Annotated in this window: 23 protein-coding genes; 9 read left to right on the top strand and 14 right to left on the bottom strand. The window is 63.7% G+C overall.

Annotation, left to right across the window (positions count from 1 at the left end):
* Positions 1-86 precede the first annotated feature (86 nt).
* The 10 genes from HCO70_RS18740 to HCO70_RS18695 form a co-directional block, all read right to left on the bottom strand.
* A complete protein-coding gene (locus HCO70_RS18740) occupies positions 87-899 on the bottom strand; it encodes a purine-nucleoside phosphorylase (RefSeq protein ID WP_172299041.1) in 813 nt (270 codons plus the stop codon).
* Entirely contained in the window at positions 883-1,848 is a 966-nt protein-coding gene (locus HCO70_RS18735) for an ABC transporter permease (RefSeq protein ID WP_172299039.1), read from the bottom strand. The genes HCO70_RS18740 and HCO70_RS18735 overlap by 17 nt, the downstream gene beginning before the upstream one ends.
* Before the next feature lie 3 nt (positions 1,849-1,851).
* Positions 1,852-2,484, bottom strand: coding sequence for a LysE family translocator (locus HCO70_RS18730; RefSeq protein ID WP_253913382.1), 633 nt, complete (start codon positions 2,482-2,484; stop codon positions 1,852-1,854).
* A gap of 3 nt (positions 2,485-2,487) precedes the next feature.
* Positions 2,488-3,579, bottom strand: coding sequence for an ABC transporter permease (locus HCO70_RS18725; RefSeq protein ID WP_172299037.1), 1,092 nt, complete (start codon positions 3,577-3,579; stop codon positions 2,488-2,490).
* A 4-nt stretch (positions 3,580-3,583) separates the two neighbouring features.
* A complete protein-coding gene (locus HCO70_RS18720; protein ID WP_172299035.1) occupies positions 3,584-5,209 on the bottom strand; it encodes an ABC transporter ATP-binding protein in 1,626 nt (541 codons plus the stop codon).
* Positions 5,210-6,208 (bottom strand): BMP family protein, encoded by a 999-nt coding sequence (locus tag HCO70_RS18715; protein ID WP_172299033.1) that lies wholly within the window; start codon positions 6,206-6,208, stop codon positions 5,210-5,212.
* A gap of 172 nt (positions 6,209-6,380) precedes the next feature.
* Positions 6,381-6,800, bottom strand: a complete 420-nt coding sequence (locus HCO70_RS18710) for a GNAT family N-acetyltransferase (RefSeq protein ID WP_172299031.1) — start codon at positions 6,798-6,800, stop codon at positions 6,381-6,383.
* Positions 6,797-7,396 (bottom strand): tRNA (adenosine(37)-N6)-threonylcarbamoyltransferase complex dimerization subunit type 1 TsaB, encoded by a 600-nt coding sequence (gene tsaB / locus HCO70_RS18705; protein WP_172299029.1) that lies wholly within the window; start codon positions 7,394-7,396, stop codon positions 6,797-6,799. Before tsaB ends, HCO70_RS18710 begins: the two co-directional genes overlap by 4 nt.
* A 2-nt stretch (positions 7,397-7,398) precedes the next feature.
* Entirely contained in the window at positions 7,399-7,830 is a 432-nt protein-coding gene (locus HCO70_RS18700) for a GFA family protein (protein ID WP_172299027.1), read from the bottom strand.
* Positions 7,823-8,380 carry a NifU family protein gene (locus HCO70_RS18695; RefSeq protein WP_172299025.1) on the bottom strand — a complete coding sequence of 186 codons (558 nt, stop codon included), beginning with the start codon at positions 8,378-8,380 and terminating at the stop codon, positions 7,823-7,825. The genes HCO70_RS18700 and HCO70_RS18695 overlap by 8 nt, the downstream gene beginning before the upstream one ends.
* Positions 8,381-8,555: 175 nt before the next feature.
* On the opposite strand from HCO70_RS18695, the gene HCO70_RS18690 reads away from it, so the two are divergent.
* Positions 8,556-10,514, top strand: a complete 1,959-nt coding sequence (locus HCO70_RS18690; RefSeq protein ID WP_172299023.1) for an alpha/beta fold hydrolase — start codon at positions 8,556-8,558, stop codon at positions 10,512-10,514.
* A 40-nt stretch (positions 10,515-10,554) separates the two neighbouring features.
* Here the strand turns inward: HCO70_RS18690 and HCO70_RS18685 are convergent, their stop codons facing one another.
* The 3 genes from HCO70_RS18685 to HCO70_RS18675 form a co-directional block, all read right to left on the bottom strand.
* Complete coding sequence (locus HCO70_RS18685) at positions 10,555-11,646, bottom strand: S1C family serine protease (RefSeq protein WP_172299021.1); 1,092 nt, start codon at positions 11,644-11,646, stop codon at positions 10,555-10,557.
* Positions 11,647-11,723: 77 nt separating this feature from the next.
* A complete protein-coding gene (locus HCO70_RS18680) occupies positions 11,724-12,179 on the bottom strand; it encodes a universal stress protein (RefSeq protein ID WP_172299019.1) in 456 nt (151 codons plus the stop codon).
* Positions 12,180-12,307: 128 nt separating this feature from the next.
* Positions 12,308-13,171 (bottom strand): branched-chain amino acid aminotransferase, encoded by an 864-nt coding sequence (locus HCO70_RS18675; protein WP_172299017.1) that lies wholly within the window; start codon positions 13,169-13,171, stop codon positions 12,308-12,310.
* Between the two features lie 628 nt (positions 13,172-13,799).
* Here HCO70_RS18675 and HCO70_RS18670 point away from each other — a divergent pair.
* Positions 13,800-15,497: a cyclic peptide export ABC transporter gene (locus HCO70_RS18670; RefSeq protein ID WP_172299015.1), complete on the top strand. Its 1,698-nt coding sequence runs from the start codon at positions 13,800-13,802 to the stop codon at positions 15,495-15,497.
* 461 nt (positions 15,498-15,958) lie between these two features.
* A complete protein-coding gene (locus tag HCO70_RS18665) occupies positions 15,959-17,248 on the top strand; it encodes an MFS transporter (protein WP_172299013.1) in 1,290 nt (429 codons plus the stop codon).
* Positions 17,249-17,494: 246 nt separating this feature from the next.
* Here the strand turns inward: HCO70_RS18665 and HCO70_RS18660 are convergent, their stop codons facing one another.
* Complete coding sequence (locus HCO70_RS18660; RefSeq protein WP_172299011.1) at positions 17,495-18,001, bottom strand: MarR family winged helix-turn-helix transcriptional regulator; 507 nt, start codon at positions 17,999-18,001, stop codon at positions 17,495-17,497.
* Between the two features lie 229 nt (positions 18,002-18,230).
* Between HCO70_RS18660 and ectA the strand changes: the two genes are divergently transcribed.
* The 6 genes from ectA to HCO70_RS18630 all read left to right on the top strand — a co-directional run bounded on the left by ectA (position 18,231) and on the right by HCO70_RS18630 (position 23,342).
* Entirely contained in the window at positions 18,231-18,776 is a 546-nt protein-coding gene (gene ectA, locus HCO70_RS18655) for a diaminobutyrate acetyltransferase (RefSeq protein WP_172299009.1), read from the top strand.
* A gap of 53 nt (positions 18,777-18,829) precedes the next feature.
* On the top strand, positions 18,830-20,119 hold the full coding sequence (ectB, locus tag HCO70_RS18650) for a diaminobutyrate--2-oxoglutarate transaminase (RefSeq protein ID WP_172299007.1): 1,290 nt from the start codon (positions 18,830-18,832) through the stop codon (positions 20,117-20,119).
* A gap of 5 nt (positions 20,120-20,124) precedes the next feature.
* Positions 20,125-20,526, top strand: a complete 402-nt coding sequence (locus HCO70_RS18645) for an ectoine synthase (RefSeq protein ID WP_172299005.1) — start codon at positions 20,125-20,127, stop codon at positions 20,524-20,526.
* 11 nt (positions 20,527-20,537) lie between these two features.
* Complete coding sequence (locus HCO70_RS18640) at positions 20,538-21,971, top strand: aspartate kinase (RefSeq protein WP_172299003.1); 1,434 nt, start codon at positions 20,538-20,540, stop codon at positions 21,969-21,971.
* Positions 21,972-22,268: 297 nt separating this feature from the next.
* The gene (locus HCO70_RS18635; RefSeq protein WP_172299001.1) at positions 22,269-22,574 is read left to right on the top strand and encodes a hypothetical protein; all 306 of its coding nucleotides are present in this window, start codon (positions 22,269-22,271) and stop codon (positions 22,572-22,574) included.
* 96 nt (positions 22,575-22,670) lie between these two features.
* Positions 22,671-23,342, top strand: a complete 672-nt coding sequence (locus HCO70_RS18630) for a rhomboid family intramembrane serine protease (RefSeq protein WP_253913381.1) — start codon at positions 22,671-22,673, stop codon at positions 23,340-23,342.
* Positions 23,343-23,437: the final 95 nt, after the last annotated feature.

The following is a 23,437-nucleotide window of genomic DNA, read 5'->3' as shown; positions in this document are numbered from 1 at the left end:
CAGGGGCTGATGACCAGATGCCCACTTTCGGGAGGCATAGTCAAATCCCCCGCCCATACAAAACCGCGCCCGGGTATGAAGCTTTTTTATACCTGTGGCATTTCCCTCAGGAACCGGCGCAGGATGCGCTCCAGCTTCCCGGCGCCAAGCGGTGCCATGGCCTTCGTGTGCTCGTGGCTGATCGCCTCTTCGCTAAGGCCCGCCGCCATGTTCGTGATGGTCGAGATCGCCGCGCATCGCAGGCCGAGGAAACGGGCCAGGATCACCTCCGGTACCGTCGACATGCCGACCGCGTCGGCGCCCAGCGTCCGGATCGCCCGGATCTCCGCCGGAGTCTCGAAGCTGGGGCCGGAGTACCAGGCATAGACACCACCCGCCAGCGCGATGCCCTCGTCGGACGCCGCCTGCAGCAGGGCCGTGCGCAGCGCCGGGTCGTAGGCATCCATCATCGGCACGAACCGCGCATCCGTCGGCTCGCCGATCAGTGGGTTGAGGCCGGAAAAGTTGATGTGGTCAGCGATCAGCATCAGGTCGCCCGGCGGAATGTCCGGCCGGAAAGAGCCCGCGGCATTCGTCAACAGCAGCGTCCCGGCACCCAGCGCCTTCAGCACCTCCAGCGGCAGCCGCATCGCATCGCCGCGCCCGCTTTCGTAGTAATGCGCCCTGCCGCCCAGCACAGCGACGCGCTGACCCTCCAGATCGCCGATCACCAGCTTCGGATTGTGGCCGCTGACGCCCGCATGGGGAAAGCCCGGCAGGTCGGTGTAATCGATGGAAACCCCGTTCACCGCCTCGGCCAGATGGCCGAGGCCGGAGCCGAGGATCAGCCCGACCTTGGGCGGCGCGTCCCCTGCCCGTTCGCGGACAAGGGCGGCAAGGTCCTCAGCGTTCCTTGACATAGGGCTGTCCGCCCGCGCGCGGCGGGATGGCCTTTCCAACGAAACCGGCGAGGATCACGACGGTCAGGATATAGGGCAGCGCCTGCATGAACTGCGTCGGCACGTTGATCCCGAGAAATTCGATGTTCTGGAAACGGTTACCCACCGCCTCGAGGAAGCCGAAGAGCAGGCAGGCCATAAGCGCGTACCAGGGCCGCCACTTGGCGAAGATCAGCGCCGCCAGCGCGATAAAGCCACGGCCCGCGCTCATTTCCTTGACGAAACCCGCCGCAAGGCCGGTCGACAGGTAGGCGCCGCCTAGGCCGCAGAGTACGCCCGTGATGACGATAGCTGTGTAGCGCAGGCGAAGCACCGAGACGCCGGCGGTGTCGACCGATTCCGGGTTCTCGCCCACCGCCCGAAGGCGCAGGCCGAAACGCGTGCGGTAAAGCGTCCACCAGGTCATCGCCACCGCGAGGATGCCGAGATAGACAAGGATCGTGTGGCCCGAGATCAGCTCCGCATAGACCGGCCCGATCACCGGCACACCCGAAAGCGCGCCCGTGAAAGGCAGCTCGATCGGCTGGAACCGCGCCGCGCCTTCCAGCTGCGGCGTGCGGCCACCAAGACCGAACCAGCTTTCGCCGACCACCACGGTGATGCCAGAGGCAAGGAAGTTCAGCGCGACACCCGAGATCAGCTGGTTGCCGCGGAAGGTGATCGAGGCGACACCGTGGATCCCCGACATCACCAGCGAAGAGGCGATGCCGGCCAACAGCCCGATCCAGACCGATCCGGTTGTCGCGGCGATGGAGGCAGAGAAGAAGGCCGAGATCAGCAGCTTACCCTCAAGCCCGATGTCGAAGATCCCGGCACGCTCCGAGAACAGCCCCGCAAGGCAGGCAAACAGCAGCGGCGTCGCCGAGCGCATCGTGGCGTCGAGGATGGCAAGGATGGTTGCAAGATCCATGGCTTACCCCTTGGCCGTGGCCAGCCGCCACGCGGCGAAACAGAAGAACGCTCCCAGCGCCGCTTCGATCCCGCGCCGGGCGCGAGTATAGGCAGCTCGGACCGGTTGTGCCGACAGCAGCAGGGCCCAGGCGCCGTGACAGCCGAAGGAGATCAGGAACGCGCCCAGCACGAACAGCAGGACGATCCCGGCGCCACCGCCCGAGGTCGCGCCGATACTGGCAATAGCCAGCCAGAAGACGATCGCCTTGGGGTTGGTGACCTGCAGCAGGAAGCCGGCGGCGAACAGGCGCCCCCAGCCGTGTCGCGTGGTCGCAATCGGCGTCAGTGGCGGCGGCGAGCCCGCCTTCTTGAAAGAACTCCAGGCGAGGTACAGCAGATATCCCGCACCGATGAACCGCAGGATCTGCATCGCCCAGGCGGCCTGGCTCAGCAGCAGCCCGACGCCGATCAGCGTCGCGATATTGATCATCACGCTGCCACAGGCGATGCCGAAAGTCGTTATCAGCGCAGCTCCGCGACCCTGGCTCATTGAGATGCCCAGCAGCATCGCCACCGCAGGCCCAGGCGAAAGCGCCGCGATCATCAGGATGCCGTAGGCGGCGAGAAAACCGGGAAGGTAGCTTGGCAGATCCATCGCCTATCCCTCTGCCTTGCGGAGACGGCTGAACAACGCCTCGAAGGGCATCCGCACCATGTTGTCGAGCGCGCCGGTGAACAGGATCACCAGCGCCTGAATCACAAGGATCATCTCGCGGCTGACCGCAGGGATCTCGAATTCCAGCTCGCCGCCACCCTGATAGAGCATGCCGAACAGCAAACCGGCGAGGAACACGCCTACGGGATGGTTGCGGCCCATCAGCGCCACCGCGATGCCGACGAAACCGGCGCCCTGCACCGGGTCGGTGACCAGACGCTCAGCTTCTCCCATCACCGCGTTGATCCCCATCAGGCCGGCAAGCCCGCCAGAGATCAGCATGGTGATCATGGTGATCCGCACCGGGTTGATCCCGGCATAGACCGCCGCGCTTTCCGACTGGCCGAAGGCCCGGATCTCGTAGCCCAGCCGCGTGCGCCAGATCAGCAGGTAGACCAGCACGCAGCACAGGATTGCCACGAAGAAGGTGATGTTCAGCGGCGCGGAGCGCGAAAAGCCCAGCCACCAGAACATGTCATAGGCGTTGGGCAGGAACGCGCCTTCGGGGAAGCGTGCGGTTTCCGGCGACATCGAGCCGGGCTTCTTCAGCACGTTCACCAGCAGGTAGACCATCAGCGCCGAGGCGATGAAGTTGAACATGATCGTGGTGATCACGATGTGGCTGCCGCGTTTGGCCTGCAAGTAGGCCGGGATCGCCGCCCAGGCCGCGCCAAAGACCGCACCGCCGATGGTCGCCGCCACCAGCGCGATGGTCCAGTGCGGCCAGGGCAGCGCAAGGCAGACCAGCGCCACGCCAAGCCCGCCGATGGCCGCCTGCCCCTCGCCGCCGATATTGAACAACCGCGCCTGATAGGCGACGGCCACGGCCAGCCCGGTGAAGATGAAGTTGGTCGCGTAATACAGCGTGTAGCCCCAGCCGTAGGCGGAACCCACGGCGCCGTTGACCATGATCGAGATCGCCTCGAACGGGTTCTCGCCGATATAGACGATCACCAGCCCCGACACGATCAGCGCCAGCAGCAGGCTGATCAGTGGGATGACGACGATGTCGACCCAGGGTGGCAGTTTGGTCATCGTCTTACCCCACCTTCCCCTGCGACTGCGCCAGGTTCGCCTCGATCTCGGCATGGCTGTGCGACTTGTCGGTGTCGGTAATCCCCGCCATCAGCAGGCCCAGCTCGCGCTCGTCAGTCTCAGACGGCAGCCGCTCGCCCATGATCCGGCCGTCGAACATCACCGCGATCCGGTCGCTGAGCGACATGATCTCATCGAGTTCCACCGACACCAGCAGCACCGCCTTCCCCTGATCCCGCAGCGCGACGATCTGGTTGTGGATGAACTCGATGGCGCCGATATCGACGCCGCGGGTCGGCTGCCCGACCAGCAGCAGGTCCGGCTCCTGCTCGATCTCGCGGGCGCAGACGATCTTCTGCTGGTTGCCACCGGAAAAGCTCTTGGCAGTCAGGTTCGGGTTCGGCGGCCGCACGTCGAACCGCTCCATCATCCCCGCCGTCTTCTCGCGGATCCCGGCATTGTCCATCAACAGCCGGTTCTTCTGGCAGTCCTCCGCGTGGTGGTAGCCGAAAATGGCATTCTCCCATGCGAAGAAATCCATGATTAACCCTAGGTGCTGCCGGTCCTCCGGCACATGGGCGATACCGCGCCGGCGCCGCGACTGGCCGTCGGAATGCTTGCCGGTCAGGTCGATGGGGTCGCCGTTGATCCGCACCGTTCCGGTCGCCGTGGTGATCCCGCCCAGAACCTCCAGCAGCTCCGACTGCCCGTTCCCGGCGACGCCGGCGATGCCCAGGATCTCGCCCGCCCGCACATGCAGCGACACGCCGCGCAGCCGCTCGACGCCGTCCTCGTCGACGACGCGGAGGTTTTCGACCTCGACCACGGGCTCGCCGGGCACCGCTGGTTTCTTGTCCACCCGCAGCAGAACCTTGCGCCCCACCATCAGTTCCGCCAGTTCCTCGGGGCTGGTCTCCGACGTCTTCACCGTCGCCGTCATCTCGCCCCGGCGCATCACGCTGACGGTATCGGTGACCTCCATGATCTCGCGCAGCTTGTGGGTGATCAGGATGATCGTCTTGCCCTGATCCTTCAGCCCTTCGAGGATACGGAACAGGTGATCCGCCTCGGCGGGGGTCAGCACGCCGGTCGGCTCGTCGAGAATGAGAATATCCGCCTGCCGGTACAGCGCCTTCAGGATCTCGACCCGTTGCTGCATGCCGACGCCGATCTCCTCGATCATCGCGTCCGGATCGACGTGCAGCTCGTAATCCTTCGCCAGCCGCTGCAACTCGCCGCGCGCCTTCGCCTTCGACGACCGCAGCAGCGCGCTGTCTTCGGCGCCGAGAATGACATTCTCCAGCACCGTGAAATTCTGAACCAGCTTGAAATGCTGAAAGACCATGCCGATGCCGGCGCTGATCGCGGCCTGGCTGTCGGTGATCTCCGTCTTGTTGCCGTTGATGAAAATCTCCCCGGCATCGGCCTTGTAAAAGCCGTAGAGGATCGACATCAGCGTGGACTTGCCCGCGCCGTTCTCGCCGATGATGCCGTGGATCGTGCCGGGCATGACCCGGATCGAAATATCCTTGTTCGCCTGCACCGGGCCAAAGGCCTTTGAGATGCCGCGAAGCTCAATGGCTGGGGCGGCCGTTTCCGACCGCCCCGCTTCTTGCGTTTCGACGCTCATTCAGAAGGTCAGAGCGGGGCAGCTGTCGTCCGAGGTGTAATCGTGCACCTCGATCTCGCCCGAGATGATCTTGGCTTTCGCTTCGTCCACGGCAGCCGTGATATCGTCGGTGATCAGTGCCTCGTTGTTTTCGTCGACGGCATAGCCGACGCCTTCGGACTCGAGGTCCAGCACGGCGATGCCCGGCTCGAAGCCCTCGGCGCCTGCACTGAACACTTCGTAGACGGCGTTATCGACGCGCTTCAGCATCGAGGTCAGCACCGAACCCGGGTGCAGGTAGTTCTGGTTCGAGTCCACGCCGATCGAGAACACGCCCTCGTCCGCGGCAGCCTGCAGGATCCCCACGCCGGTACCGCCGGCGGCGGCATAGATCACGTCGGCGCCCTGGCTGACCTGGGCCTTGGCCAGTTCGCCGCCCTTCACCGGGTCGTTCCAGGCAGACGGGGTGGTGCCCGTCATCGAGGAGATGACCTTGGCATCCGGGTTGGCCGCCAGCACGCCCTGGGCGTAGCCGCAGGCGAATTTGCGGATCAGCGGAACGTCCATACCGCCGACGAAGCCCACGGTGCCGGTTTCCGATTTCATGCCGGCGATCAGGCCGACAAGATAGCTTCCCTCATGTTCCGAGAACACGATGGATTTCACGTTCGGCGCATCGACGACCATGTCGACGATGGCAAAGCTGGTGTCCGGATAGTCCGGCGCAACCTTTTCCAGGGTCGAGCCGTTGGCGAAACCCAGAACCACGATCGGGTTCGCGTCGCGCTCGGCCATCTTGCGCATGTTCTGTTCGCGCTGCGCTTCGGACTGCAGCTCGGTCTCGATATAGCTGCCGCCGGTCTCATCGACCCAGCGCTTCGCCCCGTTATAGGCGCTTTCGTTAAAGGATTTGTCGAACTTGCCGCCGAGGTCGATGATCAGGCCGGGCTCGGCCAGCGCCGCCACGGCCGAGATCGCCAAGGCTGCACCGGCGCTCAGAAAGGTTTTCATGAGGCTCATTGATAACTCCCAGTTGGTATTTGGGGCCTTTTTGGCAGCGGCCCCGTCAGCAGGACCATATCCCGCGATAAAGGGAATTAGGACCAAGCCGTTCGGGAGGGTCAACCGCTATTTTACCAATTGGTCATGATTGACACGGGGAATCGGTAATCGGCTGAGCGATGACCTGCCGTCACAACGGGCGCAGTGCCTTCTGCATGATCAGCGCGTCGACGAGCGTGCCGTCGGGGGCGCGGTAATAGCCGGGGCGCCGGCCGGTCTCCAGATAGCCTGCGGCAAGGTACAGGGCATGTGCGGCGGCGTTGGTATCGGCTACTTCCAGAAAGGCGATGTCGGCCGCCCGCCGCACCGCTTCCGCCTCGAAAAGCTGCACAAGGTTTCGCCCCAGACCCTGCCGGCGACAGTCCGGATCGACGGCCAGCGTCAGCAGCTCCGCTTCGCCGGCGATGGCGCGTCCCAGCGCGAAACCGCCGGGCACGGTGCACAGGAAACAGGACGGTGCAGCCAGCAGCTCGCCGAATTCCTCGGCCGTGAACGGGCGCGGCATGGTGAAACTGCGGGCGTGCAGGTCTGCCAGCTCCGCCGGTGTCATGGCAGGATGACGGGAGGCGCCTCGCGCGGCGGGGCGGCGTCTGCGGGCCGGATGTATAGCGGCGCGGGACGCGCGCCCTCGGCCACAGGACGCGCCGCGGCAATGCGGGCGATGGAAAGCGCCAGTTCGGCCGGTGACAGGCCGTCGACGATAGGAGCCTTGCAGTCCGCACCTTCGGGCAGGATTTCCGGCTCCTGCGGGCCACCATTTTCGAAGATCTGCCTGTACACCTGCCCGCGCATCGCAGGCAGCTGCACGGCACAGGGGCGCGCATGTCCCAGCGCGGCTGCCTCAAAACCGGTCACGCCGATCGCCGGAATTTCCAGGGACAGTGCCAGACCGCGCGCGGCGGAGACGGAGATGCGGATGCCGGTGAAGTTGCCCGGCCCGGTGCCGACACCGATCCGGTGCAGTTCCGGCCAGCCATATCCGGCGCCCGCCAGCATCTCTTCCAGCATCGGCATCAGACGCTCGGCCTGCCCCTTCGCCATATCCTCGGCATGGACGGCAAGCACATCGTCACCGCAAAGCAAAGCGGCCGCGCAATGCGCGGCCGATGTGTCGAAGGCCAGGATCAGGGGGGTGGTACCGGACATACTCAGCCGCAGAGCGCCGCTTGGCGCAGCCGACAGGCAGAGCTGTTCGCTGCACGCTCCAACCCGTCCTCGATCTTGAGCCAGGGGAGTTGCGCATCCGAATGCGAATGGATTTCGGGCGGCAGTTCCGCCGCCTGGTCGAGGATGCCCAAGGGAAGATAGACCTGCCCCGGCAGGTAATCGAACCACGCTGCCAGCGGTGACCCGCAATCCGGGCAGAACACGCGCCGCACCCCCGCATTCACCTCGACGACGCGCGTTGGCATCGGCTCGATCCGAATGTCATCTTCGGCGAATGCGGCAAAGGCCGCGACGGGCGCACCTGTCACCCGGCGGCAGTCGTCACAATGGCAATAGGCGACCGTCTGAGGCTTTCGCGACGCGGTGATGCGGGTCGCTCCGCAATAGCATCGACCGGTAACCGGATCAGGCAACAGGCCGGACCTCGGTAACCTCCGGGATGTAGTGCCGCAGCAGGTTTTCGATGCCCATCTTCAGCGTCAGGGTCGAGGACGGGCAGCCGGCGCAGGCGCCCTGCATGTGCAGATAGACGACGCCGCGCTCGAAACCGTGGAAGGTGATGTCGCCACCGTCCTGCGCCACAGCCGGGCGCACGCGGGTGTCGAGCAGTTCCTTGATCTGGCCGACGATGGCCGCATCCGGGCCGTCATGCTCGGCATGGGCCGGCTGTGCGCCTTCGCCCTCCATGACCGGCGCGCCGGACTGGAAATGCTCCATGATCGCGCCCAGGATCGCCGGCTTCACGTGCTCCCATGCGGTGTTTTCTTCCTTGGTCACGGTCACGAAGTCCGAGCCCAGGAACACTCCCGTCACCCCGTCCACACCGAAGATGCGGCTGGCCAGCGGCGATTTTCCTGCCGTGTCGGGGCTTGGGAAATCCGCGGTGCCAGCGCCGAGAACGGACTGGCCGGGCAGGAATTTCAGCGTTGCGGGGTTCGGAGTCGATTCAGTCTGGATGAACATGGCGCGCTTCCTTGTTTCGCCCCCGATATGCGCGCCGCCCCTGGTCAAGTCAAGGATTAGAACCATTCTAATCGAACCGCCAATCGGCACGATTTTGGCCGAATTGCCAGATACGATTCCCCAAATACCAGTTTTCCATGCATATTTGCGGGGTATCGATTTCAGGAGTACTGCCATGACCCCCGAAAAGATTATTGCGCTTGTCGCCGCGCTAGTCTCCGGCGAACCAGACCCATCCACATTTCCGAACGTGACCGGAGGCAGCGCGGATCCGCGCTATCCAGTTGCGGTCACGCCCTGCCACCGCCCGGTTGCACCGGCAGAGATCGAGGGGGAGACCGTCATTTGCGGCACGGTAACGGTGCCGGAGGATCATGATGCCCCGGACGGCAAGACGCTCGACCTGTCTTTCATCGTCTACAAGTCGCATTCCCTTGCCCCGGCCCCCGATGCTGTCGTGCATCTGCATGGCGGCCCGGGTGGTGGCATCGTCGGGGCGGTTGCCAGCACGACCTATTACTTCGACCATTTGCGCGGCCGCCGTGACATCGTCGCTTTCGACCAGCGCGGTGTGGATGCCAGCGGTCCCGGCATGGATTGCTTCAACACGCTGGCCGAGAACGTGGAACCAGTGGTGCGCAGGATGATGGGAGAGGCAGCCCCCGACCTCGACAACACACTGATCACGGAATGCCTCGCAGAACTGGGTGAGCGCGGCTATGACCTGTCGAAGATCAACACGGAACAGAATGCCCGCGATGTGCAGGCGGTGATGCGGGCGCTCGGATATCCGGAATACAACGTCTACGGCATTTCCTACGGCACCAAGCTGGGACTGGAAGTCATGCGGACCGCACCGGATGGTGTGCGCTCGGTTGTGCTGGACAGCGTGGCGCCACCGCATATCCCGACCTATGACACGCTGATCACACCGCATGTCGAGGCGATCGAAAACACCTTTGCGCCCTGCGCCGCCGACCCGGCCTGTGCCGAGGCGTATCCGGATATCCTGACCCGGTTCTGGGCGGTGCTGGACAAGCTGCAGGAAAGCCCCGTGCAGACATCCGCCGGAATGATCGACGGTGAAACCCTGTTCGAAATGATCGACGACCGTAACGACTGGACGAAGATGGAATTGCGCGGGCTGACAACCTACCTGCCGCTGCTGGTTTCCGAACTGGAAGAAGACAAGACCGACACGCTCGAAGCGATCATGACCCACCGGCTGCCGCCCCAGCAGACGGCAGAGACGATCATGGCCGGAGCAAAGGGTCTGACACCGGACGAGACGGTGCTGGCGCAGACGGCTCTGGACGATGCATTGACGATGAAGGGCGCCGAACAGTCGGCGCTGCGCGCGATTACCCAGCTCGAAGGCGATATCGCCGCAAGCCGGGCAGACGAGGACCTGGCCGCCTATTTCGACGCGGAATTGGAGCGCGCGATGCAGAAGCTGCCCGAGGCGGCGCAGCGCGTCGCCTTCGCACAGGATTACCTGCGCCTTCGCTTCGAAGAGCCGGACCGAGCCGCGTTCGGAGTACTGATCGCCGGGCATTTCCGCGGTGAGGAGGCGGCGCGGCTGCAGGCGATCCTTGCCCTGATGTCCAACCCGGAAATTGCGACGACATTCGAAAAAATCGCCACGGATAATGCGGTGCTGGAACAAGTGATGGAGGGCCAGTTCGAGCTGTATCTCTATGCCTGCCAGGAGGATATGGACATTAACTCGCCCGAGGGCTTCCGTGCCGAAACCGACAGGCTGGCGATGGCCGGAACGCTGGCAAAGGAAGCAGCGGAAACGCCACCGCTGTTTGCGAATTGCGACCTGTTCACCATGTCCCCGCGGCCCGGATTTCACGACCCGGTGACAAGCGACATTCCGGCGATGGTGTTCTCGGGAGAGCTGGACACCCAAACGGCAGGCAGTTGGGGTCCGGAAACGGCATCGCATCTCGGCAATGCCCGATCGGTGTTCTTCCCCGAGACCGGCCATGGCGCGCTGGCCTTCAGTCAATGCGCCCGGGATATCGGCGTAGCTTTCATCGAGAATCCGGAGGCGGACATTGATACGTCCTGCGCGCAGGATCTGCGGCTGCCCTACGCCTTGCCGGACGGCACAACGACGCGACCCTAGATCTGCAGGCAGGCCGGCAGCAGGAGGCCTAAGCCAGCCCTCAGCCGGTCGCCAGCGTCACCTCGACGGCTATCTCCGACCCGTCGCGCAGGATCTCGAGTTCGACAGTGTCCCCGGGATTGTGACGGTCCAGCACTTCCGCAAGGTCGGCCGACCGGCTGGTCGGCTGCCCATCGATGCTGGTGATCACGTCGCCCGTACGGATGTGGCCGGAGCGGTCGGCTGTGGCCGCGCGAAGGCCAGCCTGGGCCGCGGGACTGCCGGGGTCGATTCCCAACACGAGGACGCCGTTGATGCCCTGCTCGCGCGCAAGTTCGTTGATCCGTTCGTCATGACGTACGCCCAGCAGCGGGGGCGTGTATCGACCGGTCGAGATGATCTGCGGTACGACGCGGTTCACAACATCCACCGGTACCGCCAGACCGATCCCCGCCGAAGTGCCAGACGGGCTGTAGATGGCGGTGTTCACGCCGATGAGCCGCCCGGCAGAATCGATCAGCGGCCCGCCGGAATTGCCGGGATTGATCGCCGCATCGGTCTGGATCAGCCCCGTAATCAGGCGACCGCCGTCTTCCTCCAGTTCGCGGTCGAGCGCCGAGACGACGCCGGTGGTCAGCGTCCAGTCCAGGCCGAACGGATTGCCGATGGCCAGCACCGTCTGACCGACACGGATATCGGCGCTTTCGCCCACCGGGATCGGCGGCGGAATGTCTCCATCCGGGGCGATGCGGAGCACAGCCAAATCATGTGAAGGGTCGGTGCCGACCAGTTCCGCCTGCAGCACACGCCCGTCGGCTAGACCGACCTGCGCGCCGGTCGCGCCCTCGACGACATGATTGTTGGTGACGATATGAACGCCGTCGTCCCAGATGAAGCCAGAGCCGGTTCCGCGCGGTACGACTTGCCGCCGGCGCGAGAACGGATCGATCATCTCGGCCCGCGTGGTGATCGACACCACGGAACTCTGCGTCGCCTCGAACAGGGCGATAATCGTCTCTTCCAGAGGGCTCAAGTCGCCGCGCGGAGTGATCACTCTTGGTTCGGGCGGCGGCGCACGACCGATGTCGAGCCACATCAGCCCAACCGCGCCAAGTAGTACCCCAACAAGAAGAATGACAATGCGATCGCGCATGCGAAAGTCTCCGCCTACCTACAGGAGACTTTACCTTGGCGTTCCGCCGGAAAGTTCAAGCCTTGCGGCGGAAGACCTCAGGTTACAGCTTCCAGGCGTTCCTTGGACATGTCGCCCGGCACTATGGTAATCGGGATCGGCAATGTGCCCGCGTTCTTCGACAACTGGCTGACCAGCGGCCCCGGCCCGCCCTTCTCCGTCGAAGCACCCAGGACCAGTACGCCGACATCCGGATCCTCCTTGATCACTGCAAGGATCTCGGGCACCGCGTCGCCCTCGCGGATCACCAGTTCCGGGTCGATGCCCTGCCGGTCACGCATCCACTTTGCAAAGACCTCGTAGTGCGCATGGATCCGTTCACGAGCCTCTTCACGCATGATGTTGCCCACCCCGATCCAGTGCTGGAACTCATCTGGCGGGATGATCGACAGGATAAGTACGCCGCCTTCCGTCTTTGCCGCCCGCATCGCAGCAAAGCGCATCGCGTTCAGGCATTCTCGGCTGTCGTCCAGCACCACGAGGAACTTGCGCATGGCCGGGGCCTCCCTTTGTCCGGCAGATCATGACCGCTGGCACAGGACCTGACAACTGCAGATCGCCGCGCACCGCGGCCCGGCCATTGCAGATAATCTCTCGGGTTTTCGCTGCAAGCCATGGCGTATCACGCCGCGGAATGCGCCCAGTCCCAGTAGAGTTCGCGCACGCGCTTGGTCACGGGTCCGACCTGATAATGCGTGCCGTCGAACTCGGTCACCGAAGTGACCTTCATCATATTTCCGGACATGAACACCTCGTCAGCGGCACGGAAATCGTCGAAGCTCAGAACGGTCTCGTGAACCTTGGTACCGTCGAGGCCAAGGTTCGAGATATGCCGCGCCCGGGTGATCCCGGCGAGGAAGGTGCCGTTCGGCACAGGTGTGAACACCTCGCCGTCCTTGACCATGAAGATGTTCGCTGTCGCCGTCTCGGCCACGTTCCCAAGCGCATCCGCCACCAGCGCGTTGCCGTATCCTTTGGACCGCGCCTCGGCCAGCATACGGGCGTTGTTGGGGTAGAGGCACCCTGCCTTGGCGTTCACTACCGAGCTTTCCAGCACCGGCCGACGAAACCGCGTGGTCGTCAGTGTCGCGGTCGCCTCGGGCGGCGCCATCGGTATCTCTTCCAGGCAGACGGCGAACCCGGTGGGACCAATCATCGGCACTACGCCCAGAAAATCGCCCTCCAGCGCCCAGTACATCGGCCGGATGTAGACGGCCGTGTCCTTGGGATACAGGCGCAGACCCTCCCAGACGATTTCCACCATCTGCTCGGTCGAGACAGTCGGTTCAATCATCAGAGCCTTCGCCGAGCGGTTGACCCTGTCGCAGTGCGCTTCGAGATCCGGCGCGATGCCCTCGACATACCGCGCTCCGTCGAACACCGTCGTCCCCAGCCACGAACCATGATCCGCAGCACGCATGATCGGCACATCGCCCTCGTGCCAGCGGCCTTCGAAATAGGTGCGAATGTTCGTCCCGGTCGCCATGGCGCGCCTCCCCTGATTGCCGGGCGACACTAGGCGCGCCCCATCCGGAGGTCCAGACCGTCAAAAACAGACGCCTCCGGCCGTAATGGACCGGAGGCGCAAGGCGGTACATGGCGGGTGGGAACCGCCCCTTCGTGCTTCGGTGACCGGATTACGCCGGACGATGTTGCCGGCAATGTGGACGGGACGATCACGTGGCCGGGCCGAAGCGGACCGCAGAGGGAGGCACGGGCGCAAAGTAATAGGTGCTGAAATCCGTCTGGCAGCACATGTCGCCCCCCGCGACGTGACGGAGACTAGGGAAGGTATGCTGCGGTCCAGTGACAGGCCCACGTCGGTTTTGTAACAAATCCTACCGCACACGAATTGAGCGCCTTCCGGATGTCCCCGGTGCGCCAAGGTCGTCAGGGCTCAGGCAATCAGCAGCGTTGGAACGTCCGCATCCGGGACGTCTCGCTGAGCGGCAATGCTGGCGATCCCTGCATCCTACCTGAAACCATTGCCGAGTCGCCACTGTCGTCTTGCGCGGCTATGTGGACAATCGCGACCTCACCGCATTGGGCTGTCGTTCACGCATTCGGGGCATTATGCATGGTGACCGAACGTTTGGACTGCCCGGGACCTTTTCGTGAGCGCCTCCTACTTCGCAAACACACGCGAATTCGTCGGCTTCCTCGTCCGCGATGGCGGCATGCTGCGGTCGCCGGTCCTGCTGTATTCCGTCGGCGCCAGTTTCGGTCGGACACTGATGATCTTCGCGATCAACGAGACCGCCGCGCGCGGTCGCCCTGACACGTCGATGATCGTCCTGCTGCTGGGTTCGGTCGTATTCGCCCTGACGACGGAGCATCTTGCGCGGGTGGAAAGCCACATCCTGGTTCAGAACCTCGCGCTGAAGATGCGGCGAAATCTGTCCGAGCACCTGCTGAACGCCGATGTCGGGTTTTTCGAGCGGAGGCGGCAAGGAGAAGTGTTCACCGTTCTGACGGACCACACCAACGCGGTCTCCGCCGCTGTGGCACAGCTGGTCAGCATGATTGAGGCGCTGCTGCTGCTGATCTTCTGCCTCGGCTACATGTTCCTGCAGTCCTGGCCTGCGGGCGTAGCGACGATTGTCGCGCTGATCGTCGGGGTGGTGGCGTTTGCCCTGATAGAGGTCCCGGCACGCAGGCTGATGCGACAGTCGCATGACGCGCGGGTGGCGATGCACGAGGCGGTGCATGACGTTCTGCGCGGCTATCGCGAGCTGCGTCTGCGGCTGTCTCGGCGGCACGACATCTCAGACCGGATCGAGGCGGTGAGCACCGAGGTGCGCGATGCGGTGGTGCAGTCGGAGCGGAATTTCAGCTATGGGCAGGTTGCGGGGACAGGCGCACTGCTGGCGCTGCTGGTGGCAATCGTGGTGCTGCTGCCGCTGCTGACCGGAGCCGGGAGCGTGGTGGTCCTGCAGGTGCTGACTGTGGTCCTGTTCACCTTCGGTCCTATTGAGGCGGTGATCGGCGCACTGCCGGGCTTCGCGCGGGCGGCAGTCGCCTATCAGCAGCTGAACGAGGTTCTGGCGGATGCGGCGTCGAGCCCTGAGTCCGAGGTCGCGCGGCAGGCGCCGGACCGGCGCGGGGGCTTCCGGTCTGTCGAGCTCAAGGGGATCGCCGCCACCCTGTACCGTCCCAGTCAGGCGGAGGGCAGCCGGGCGACGGACAGCTTCACGCTGGGGCCGATCGACCTGACGCTTCGTCCGGGGCAGTCGGTCTTCATCACCGGCGGCAATGGGACCGGCAAATCGACGCTGCTGCAGATCCTGACCGGGCTGCGCCATGCGGATACGGGGCAGATCCTGTTGGATGGCGAGCCGGTGACGCGGGACAGCGTGGGGGAGTATCGGGGGCTCTTCAGTGCGGTATTCAGCGAGTTCTACATGTTCCGGCGGCTTTACGGGCTGAGCGGGGCGGAGCGGGCGCGGCTGCAGGAGAATATCGAGGAGCTGGGGCTGGCCGAGGGCGTGTCGGTGGCGGGCGACGCGTTCTCCAGCTTGGCGCTGTCGACCGGACAGATGCGGCGGCTGGCGCTGTCGGTGGCGCTGGCGGAGCGGAGGCCGATCCTGGTGCTGGACGAGTTCGCAGCGGATCAGGACCCGGCGCGGCGGGCGTTCTTCTATGACGTGCTGGTGCCGCGCCTGGCGCGGGAGGGGTACGCGGTGGTGGCGGTGACCCATGACGAGCATTGCTTTGGCAAGGCGGACCGGCTGATCCGCATGGAGGACGGGCGGATCGTGGCGGACGAGATGACCGGCGGAGGGGCGGACAGGGCCGTCGGGGAGCCGGGATAGGAGCGGTCAGGAGGTGTCCCCATGGGGACGCCCTCTAATAGACTGAAATTGTGTGATAGAAACTCTAACTCGATTTTAGGGTCTTCTTACGTTGGGTGAGATTGGGGGGGGTCAAGCCAACCTTGTTCCTGGCCGAAAGTGACGATCAGCGCTTCGTGCTGATCGGTTTCGTGTCGACAGAAAGCCGGAACAACGGTTCCGGGTGTCGAATGACCGTCAAACTTGACTCGATCCGACGGAGTTCCTGACTACCGTCAGCAACCCGCGTGAAGCGATCCTGGCGCAAACGTCAAACGTTCATGAGTTGAACCGGAACCTGGGTTCAGATCTCGGAAGGTCTGATGAGCGGACAAAGTGAGCATTCGCCGCGCTTGTTCGAACGACAGCGTTAATCCACGCAGGATCGACGTCAGGTCTGCCAAGACATTGTGCGAGTTACCTGCAAAGACGAAGGTGCGAGCATGGCAACCGAATTAGAGTTCTCCATCGCTGCGCTGACCGTTCCGGCGAGACGGCACATCCGGGTGTTTCAGGTCCACCAGTTTCTCGATCGTTTTGCGATGGGTTTGACGGTTGCCGTTGTCGCACTGGCTCTGACCGATCGAGGCATGGACCTCTTCCAGATTTCGCTGCTCTTTGGGGTCTACTCACTTACGACCATGGCGATGGAACTCCCGTTCGGCGGACTGGCCGACAACATTGGACGCAAGCCGGTCTTTCTGGCGGCGGTCGTCGCCAGCGTGATCTCCCTCGCACTCTTCCTCTCGACGCGCGATTTCTATGTCCTCGCGCTCTCATTTGCCTTCATCGGTTTTGGACGTGCACTACGGTCGGGCACGCTGGACGCTTGGTTCGTTGAAACCTTTAAAGCCGCTGCGCCGAATGTGGATGTCCAGCCCGCTCTGGCAAAAGCGCAATGGGCCAATGCCATGGGCCTGGCGGTAGGGGCTGTATTGGGCGGCCTTTTGCCTGATCTCTTTGGCTCGGCGGCAGAGAGACTGGGTGTCAGCGTCTATGATGTGTCCTACGTGGCGAGCTTGGCAGTGATGCTTGGGGTGTTCGTCTATACCCTGTTTTTCATTGTGGAAAAACCGCGCCCGCTGGACTCCCATGCTCTGAAACAGGGTTTTGCGACTGTACCAATCGTCATCAAAGACGCAGGTCTTCTCGCACTGAGACATCCGGCGTTGTCGGTACTTTTGGCAGCTCTGGCGTTTTTCCTAATGGCGACCAATCCAGTCGAGGTGATCTGGCCGACCCATGCAAAACCAATGTTGGAAGAAGGCTATGCAAACACGGCCATTGGTATCCTGACCGCCGCCTATTTCTTCTCAATCGCGTTCGGCGCGTCGCTGTCTCCTCGCATCAGCCGCATTTTCAGACGGCGACACGCAGTTACGCTTGCGGCGGCATTTACGTGCATGGCGGGCGTTCAGATCGCTTTGGCTTTACAAGGTGGCATCTTCGGTTTTGTGACGATTTTCATCCTCTATTCTGCTCTCCTTGGCGTTTCTGAGACGCCGGCCAGCAGTGTTCTGCACAGATGCGTGGAAGACAGCCAGCGATCCACAATGCTGTCTCTGAAGTCTCTGATACAGCAACTCGGAGCAGCCTTGGGCCTGATTTTGGCGGGAGCGATCGCCGAGGTCTACTCCACACCTACAGCTTGGATCGTCGGCGCCGTGTTTCTTGTCATTGCCGTCATCCTGATCGGTATCCTCGCCAAACGGGTTACTGCAGAGATTGAATAGCGGCCACTCGTGCGACATGCAGCATTCCGCACTAAGGGCTCAATCCAGCCGCTCGTTGCAACTATCACACCTGACCGCATTTCCTTCCTGCAAGATATCCGGGTCAGCGATCTGACATGAATTTCGGTATAACTGACGCCCGACACCGGGAGGGCACCTACGTGCGCTTCAGTTGCCTGTAGGATAGAGCAAGTGGGCAGCAGGCCACCAATGAAGCGCCCCAGCCCACCGCCGCGCAAACCGCGCTCAGTGCTTCGCGCCGACCGCGCCGATTTCGCCGATGGTGAGGACCGGCGAGGCATCGATCTCGTCGGCGTCGAGCATGGCGGCGATCCGTTCCAGGGAAGAGACGAGCTGCGCCTGTTCCCAGTCCTCGAGATCTTCGAACTTCTGGACGAATTTCTGCTGCAGTGCGTCCGGCGCGGTTTCGACCGCCTCGCGGCCTTCCTGGGTGATGACCACGTCGGTCTGCCGCCCGTCGGTGCGCGAGCGGTAGCGGGCGACCATATTGCGGGCGACCAGCTTGTCCACCAGCGCGGTGATCGTCGCCTGGCTGACGCCCATCTGCGCGGCCAGCGCCTTGGGCGTGACGCCGTCGGACCGGCGGCCCGCGACGATCTGCAGAACGCGCAGCTGGGCCGGCGACAGACCGGCGGCCTGTGCGAGAGACCGCTCATAGGCCTCTGTCGCGCGCAATATCCTGCGCAGCGCGATCAAGCTGTCATCCGTTCTGTCGGGCACGGCATCGTTCATCCATTCGTTTTGCCACGAAAACAGGAATTCCTTCAATCTCCGAAGCGATCGTGGAATTGTTTAGTATCACCAAACGATTTTTCAAGGCATTTGGTTCCGGATACACGCCTATTTTTCGCGATAAATCGGGCATTTTCGCCCTATACTCAGAAAAACTCCTTCGCTTGTTGAAATTGTTACCTGGGCGATCTATTTAGGCTCCCGAACGAAATCGAGGAGCAGCGAGCCAATGCCGAAAGATGTCCTAGCAGCCGAAAACCCGCCGCGAACCGGCGCGCCTGTCCTGCGCAAACCTGAAGCGACGGACGGGGCTGCCATCTGGGAGCTGGTGAAAAGCTGCAAGCCGCTCGACGAGAACTCGATGTACTGCAACCTCGTTCAGGCCGATCACTTCGCGGATACCTGCGTCGTGGCCGAACTGGACGGCGAGGTCGTTGGCTGGATCTCCGGCCACATGATTCCGAACGAGAACGAGCTTTTCGTCTGGCAGGTCGCGGTCAGCGAGAAAGCGCGCGGCCTTGGGCTTGGCAAGAAGATGCTTCGTCATCTGGTGCAGCGCGCGGAGTGCGCGGATGCGACCCATATGAAGACGACGATCACCGAGGATAACGAGGCCTCGTGGGCCCTGTTCCGTAGCTTTGCCAGATCGGTCGGCGGCCTGCTGACCGACGAACCTCATTTCGAGAGCGACGCGCACTTTGACGGCCATCACGACACCGAGCACATGGTGACGATCGAGCTGCCACAGAAACCGCAGCTGGCCCGCGTGGCCTGAGCCGCGGGCTCCTCCCCCCATCCGAAAATCCGAATTCATGAGAGGCTGATCCTATGCCGAAAGACATGACTCATACCGACACCATCTTTGACCGCCGCGAATCCGCGGCGGCGTCCTACTGCCGCAGCATCCCGGCGACCTTCGTGTCCGGCAGCGGGTCCGAGCTGACCGATGCCGAGGGCAAGACCTATATCGACTTTCTCGCCGGCTGCTCGTCGCTGAACTACGGGCATAACGACCCGGACATGAAGGCGGCGCTGATCGAGCATATCTCGAATGACGGGCTGGCCCACGGGCTGGACCTGCATACCGGGACCAAGGCTGATTTCCTGAGCGCGTTCGAGGAACACATCCTCAAGCCGCGCGGCATGGATCACCGGGTGATGTTCACCGGCCCGACCGGCGCCAATGCCGTCGAAGCCGCGATGAAGCTGGCCCGCAAGGCCACCGGCCGCACCAACATCATCGCCTTCACCAACGGGTTCCACGGTGTGACCGCCGGCGCGCTGGCCGCGACCGGGAATGGGTATCACCGGGGTGGCATGGGCACGCCGCTGAACGGCGTGACGCGCATGCCCTACGACGGGTACCTGGGCGCGGACTGGGATTCGACCGCGTACCTTGAGAAGGCGCTGAGTGACGGGTCTTCGGGCGTCGATGCGCCGGCCGCGATCATGCTGGAAACCGTGCAGGGCGAAGGCGGGCTGAACGCCGCGCGCGCCGATTGGGTCAAGAAAGTCGCAGAGATCGCCCGCAAGCACGGCGCGCTGCTGATCGTTGACGACATCCAGGCCGGATGCGGCCGGACCGGGACGTTCTTTTCCTTCGAGAAGATGGATATCCAGCCGGACATCGTGACTATGGCGAAATCGGCCTCGGGCTTTGGCCTGCCGATGGCGATGGTGCTGGTGCGCCCCGAGCATGACGTGATGGGCCCGGCCGAGCACAACGGCACCTTCCGTGGCAACACCCATGCCTTCGTGACCGCCCGCGTGGCGATCGAGAAGTTCTGGAAGGACGACGCGTTCCAGAAGGAGCTGGTCAAGAAGACCGAGATCCTGACCGAGGCGCTGCAACAGCTGGCCGACATGGTGCCGAACGCCCGCATGAAGGGCCGCGGCCTGATGCAGGGCGTCGACGTGGGGTCCGGCGAGCTGGCCGGCGCGATCTGCAAGCGCGCCTATCAGAAGGGCCTGGTCATCGAGACCTCCGGCCCCGAAGACGAAGTGGTCAAGGTGCTGGCACCGCTGACCACGCCCGAGAAAACATTCCGCCACGGGCTGAACATCGTGCTGGATGCGGCGCGGGACGTGTTGGTGGAACAGAAGACAGCGGCGGAGTAACGGAAATGATTGTCAGAGATTTCAACGAGATCGTTAAGAACCAGCGCGACCGGGTCGTCTCGGACGCGCAATGGTCCAGCGTGCGGATGCTGCTGGCTGATGACGGGATGGGGTTTTCCTTCCACATCACCTTCCTCGAGCCGGGATCCGAGCACACGTTCGAGTACAAGAACCACTTCGAAAGCGTGTACTGCATGCAGGGCAAGGGCTCGATCACCGATATCGCCACAGGCGTGACGCATGAGATCAAGCCGGGCGTGATGTACGCGCTGAACGAGCATGACCGCCATATCCTCAAGGCCGAGGAAGAGCTGGTCATGGCGTGCTGCTTCAACCCGCCGGTGACCGGCAAGGAAGTGCACCGCGAGGACGGCTCCTATGCCGCGGCCGGGGAACTGGTCGACTGAGCGGGGCTGATATGACCACTGGCAACCATACCGTCGAAAAGATCGGCGGGACGTCCATGTCCCGCGTCAACGAGCTGCGCGACACCCTGTTCATCGGCGATCGCGAGAGGGACGACCTTTACGGCCGGGTCTTCGTGGTCTCCGCCTTTGGCGGGATCACCGACCTGCTGCTCGAGCACAAGAAGAGCGGCGAACCGGGCGTCTATGCACAATTCTCCAATGCCGACAATGACCGTGGCTGGCACGAGGCGCTGGACCGCGTGGCCAAGGCGATGGAAGAAGCGCATCGCGAAGTCCTGACCCATCCGGGTGACGTGGAACAGGCGCATGTCTTTGTCCGGGACCGGATCGAAGGCGCGCGCAATTGCCTGATCGACCTGCAGCGGCTGTGTTCCTACGGGCACTTCCGCCTGTCCGAGCACATGCTGCAGATCCGCGAACTGCTGTCGGGGTTGGGCGAGGCGCATTCCGCCTTCGTCACCACGCTGCTGCTGCAGCGGGCGGGGGTGAGCGCGCGGCTGGTCGATCTGTCCGGCTGGCGCGACGAGGGCGACGTGAGCCTTGAGGAGCGGATCATGTCCGCGATGGAAGGCGTCGATCCGATGGCCGAGATGCCGATCGTGACTGGCTATGCGCAATGCGCCGAAGGGCTGATGCGCGAGTTCGACCGGGGTTACTCCGAGGTGACGTTTTCGAAACTCGCCGCATTGACCGGCGCGCGGGAGGCGATCATCCACAAGGAGTTTCACCTGTCGTCGGCGGATCCGAACCTTGTGGGCGCCGATGCCGTGCGCAAGCTGGGGCGGACGAATTACGACGTGGCCGACCAGCTGTCGAACCTCGGGATGGAGGCGATCCATCCGAAGGCTGCGAAGACGCTGCGTCAAGCCGATGTGCCTTTGCGCGTGACCAATGCTTTCGAGCCGGGTGATCCCGGCACGCTGATCGACGATCAGCCGGCCGACGCGCCGGCGGTCGAGATCGTGACGGGGCTGGATATCGTTGCGCTGGAAGTGTTCGAACAGGATATGGTCGGCGTGAAGGGCTACGACGCCGCTATTCTCGACGTCCTGACGCGGCACAACGTGCGGATCGTGTCGAAAGTCTCGAACGCCAACACGATCACCCACTATGTCGATGCCTCGCTGAAGGCGATGCGCCGTGTGGAGCGGGATCTGAACAAGCTGTACCCGTCGGCGCGGGTGTCGTCGCGCACGCTCGCCATGGCCTCGGCCGTTGGGCGCGATCTGAACGGGCTTTCGGTGCTGACGCGCGGGCTGCAGGCGATTGCCGAAGCCGGGTTCGAAGCGATCGGCGCCAGCCAGGGACCGCGCAACGTGGACGTCCAGTTCATACTGGAGCGGGAGCACCTGAAGCCCGCAATCAAGGCGCTGCACGGCGCGCTGGTGGAGGGCGACGCCAAGGTTTTTCCGCTGGTGGCGTGAGCCACCGACACGACCAAGCCTGACCTGAGTCGCGCCGCCCCGGGGATCCGGGGCGGCGCGTTCGTTTTGCGTCCGAAGCTGGTGCAATGCCGCCGCGCAGGACCGGACGCACCGCCATGTTTCCGCCTCAGATACGAAGCGGCCGCCATCAAACCCGCCGTAAAAACCGATCCAAAAGAGCCCTCCCGGGCGGTCAATAGACTGTCTTCGTCCACACAGGTTCCGTTTTGGCGACAATTTTTCGCCATCCTGTGTGGGTAGCTTTTGGTTAACCAAGAAACCGGAGCAGTCCCGAAGATGAGGCCCCCGTCCTCCCCAGACGGCCGTGTATCGGCCGACGCAAGTGCCGTGCTGCCCGAAGGGCTGCACGGCTCGCGCGCCGCGATTTTCCACATCCTTCGTGCATCGGGCGCGTCTCGGCCGCAGCCGGACGCACCGCTGCCGCGGCCGGCCGCGCCGAAGCAGGCAGCCACCCCGCGCGAAGCCCTCGCCCGAGGCAATGAACTGCGTAAGTTCTTCATCGAGGACCAGTTCGAGTTTCTCAGCCACGAGGTACGCAGCGCCGGGTTCCAGCGCCGCCCGGATCGCCTCAAGGACCGCTGACACCGGCCGGAAGCGCGCCGTGCAGCTGAACCGCCGCGGCCCCGGCATTTCACAACGGCACTTGCCATTTCCCGGCCCTGTGGGCAGGGCTTTCGCATGACACGGGACCCAACCCCCAGAAACCGGCACCATGGATCCGCGCCAGCGATGGCGCGGCGGCGATTTCCGCCGGTGCTGTTCTGGATCGGCGGGATCTGCATTGCGGTCGAACTGGCGCTGCAACTGGCCGATTTCGGCCTGATCGGCTCGCGCCTGTGGCGCGGGCTGGCCTATCAGTACGGCGCGTTCTGGCCCGGCCTGCTGCACGGGTGGGAGCCGAACTTCGCGCTGCAACCGGTGACGATGTTCGTCACCTACGCCTTCCTGCATGGCGGGCTCGGGCATCTCGGCGGCAATATGCTGACACTTCTGGCGCTCGGCACCGCTGTCAGCGCGCGCGCAGGGCAACGCGGCTTCCTGATCATCTACGCTCTGTCCGCTCTGGGGGGCGCGGCCCTTTTCGGTCTTCTCGCCTCAGGCTCGCAACCGATGGTCGGCGCTTCGGGTGCACTGTTCGGGCTGGCCGGAGCCTGGCAGTACTGGGACTTCGCCGATCCGGGTCGCCGCGCAGGACGGGTGAAACGCCTGGTAACAGCCGCGGGCGGGCTGGCAGTGTTGAACCTGGTGCTGTGGGTGGCGATGTCGGGGCTTCTGGCCTGGCAGACCCATCTCGGCGGCTTCCTTGCCGGCTGGGCTGCCGCGTCGATGGTCACGCGCCCCTTGCGCTAGAGCCTCAGTAATATCCGTCTTCGTATCCGTAAGCGCCTTGAGTGTATCTGCATTTATTGAGGGTTATACCGAGGACGTTTGTGAGGTCTGCGACC

The sequence above is a fragment of the Pseudoruegeria sp. HB172150 genome (assembly GCF_013184805.1).
Classification (GTDB): domain Bacteria; phylum Pseudomonadota; class Alphaproteobacteria; order Rhodobacterales; family Rhodobacteraceae; genus Psychromarinibacter.
Note: the sequence above shows the minus strand (reverse complement) of the source record. Positions and strands in the feature narration are given on the sequence as shown.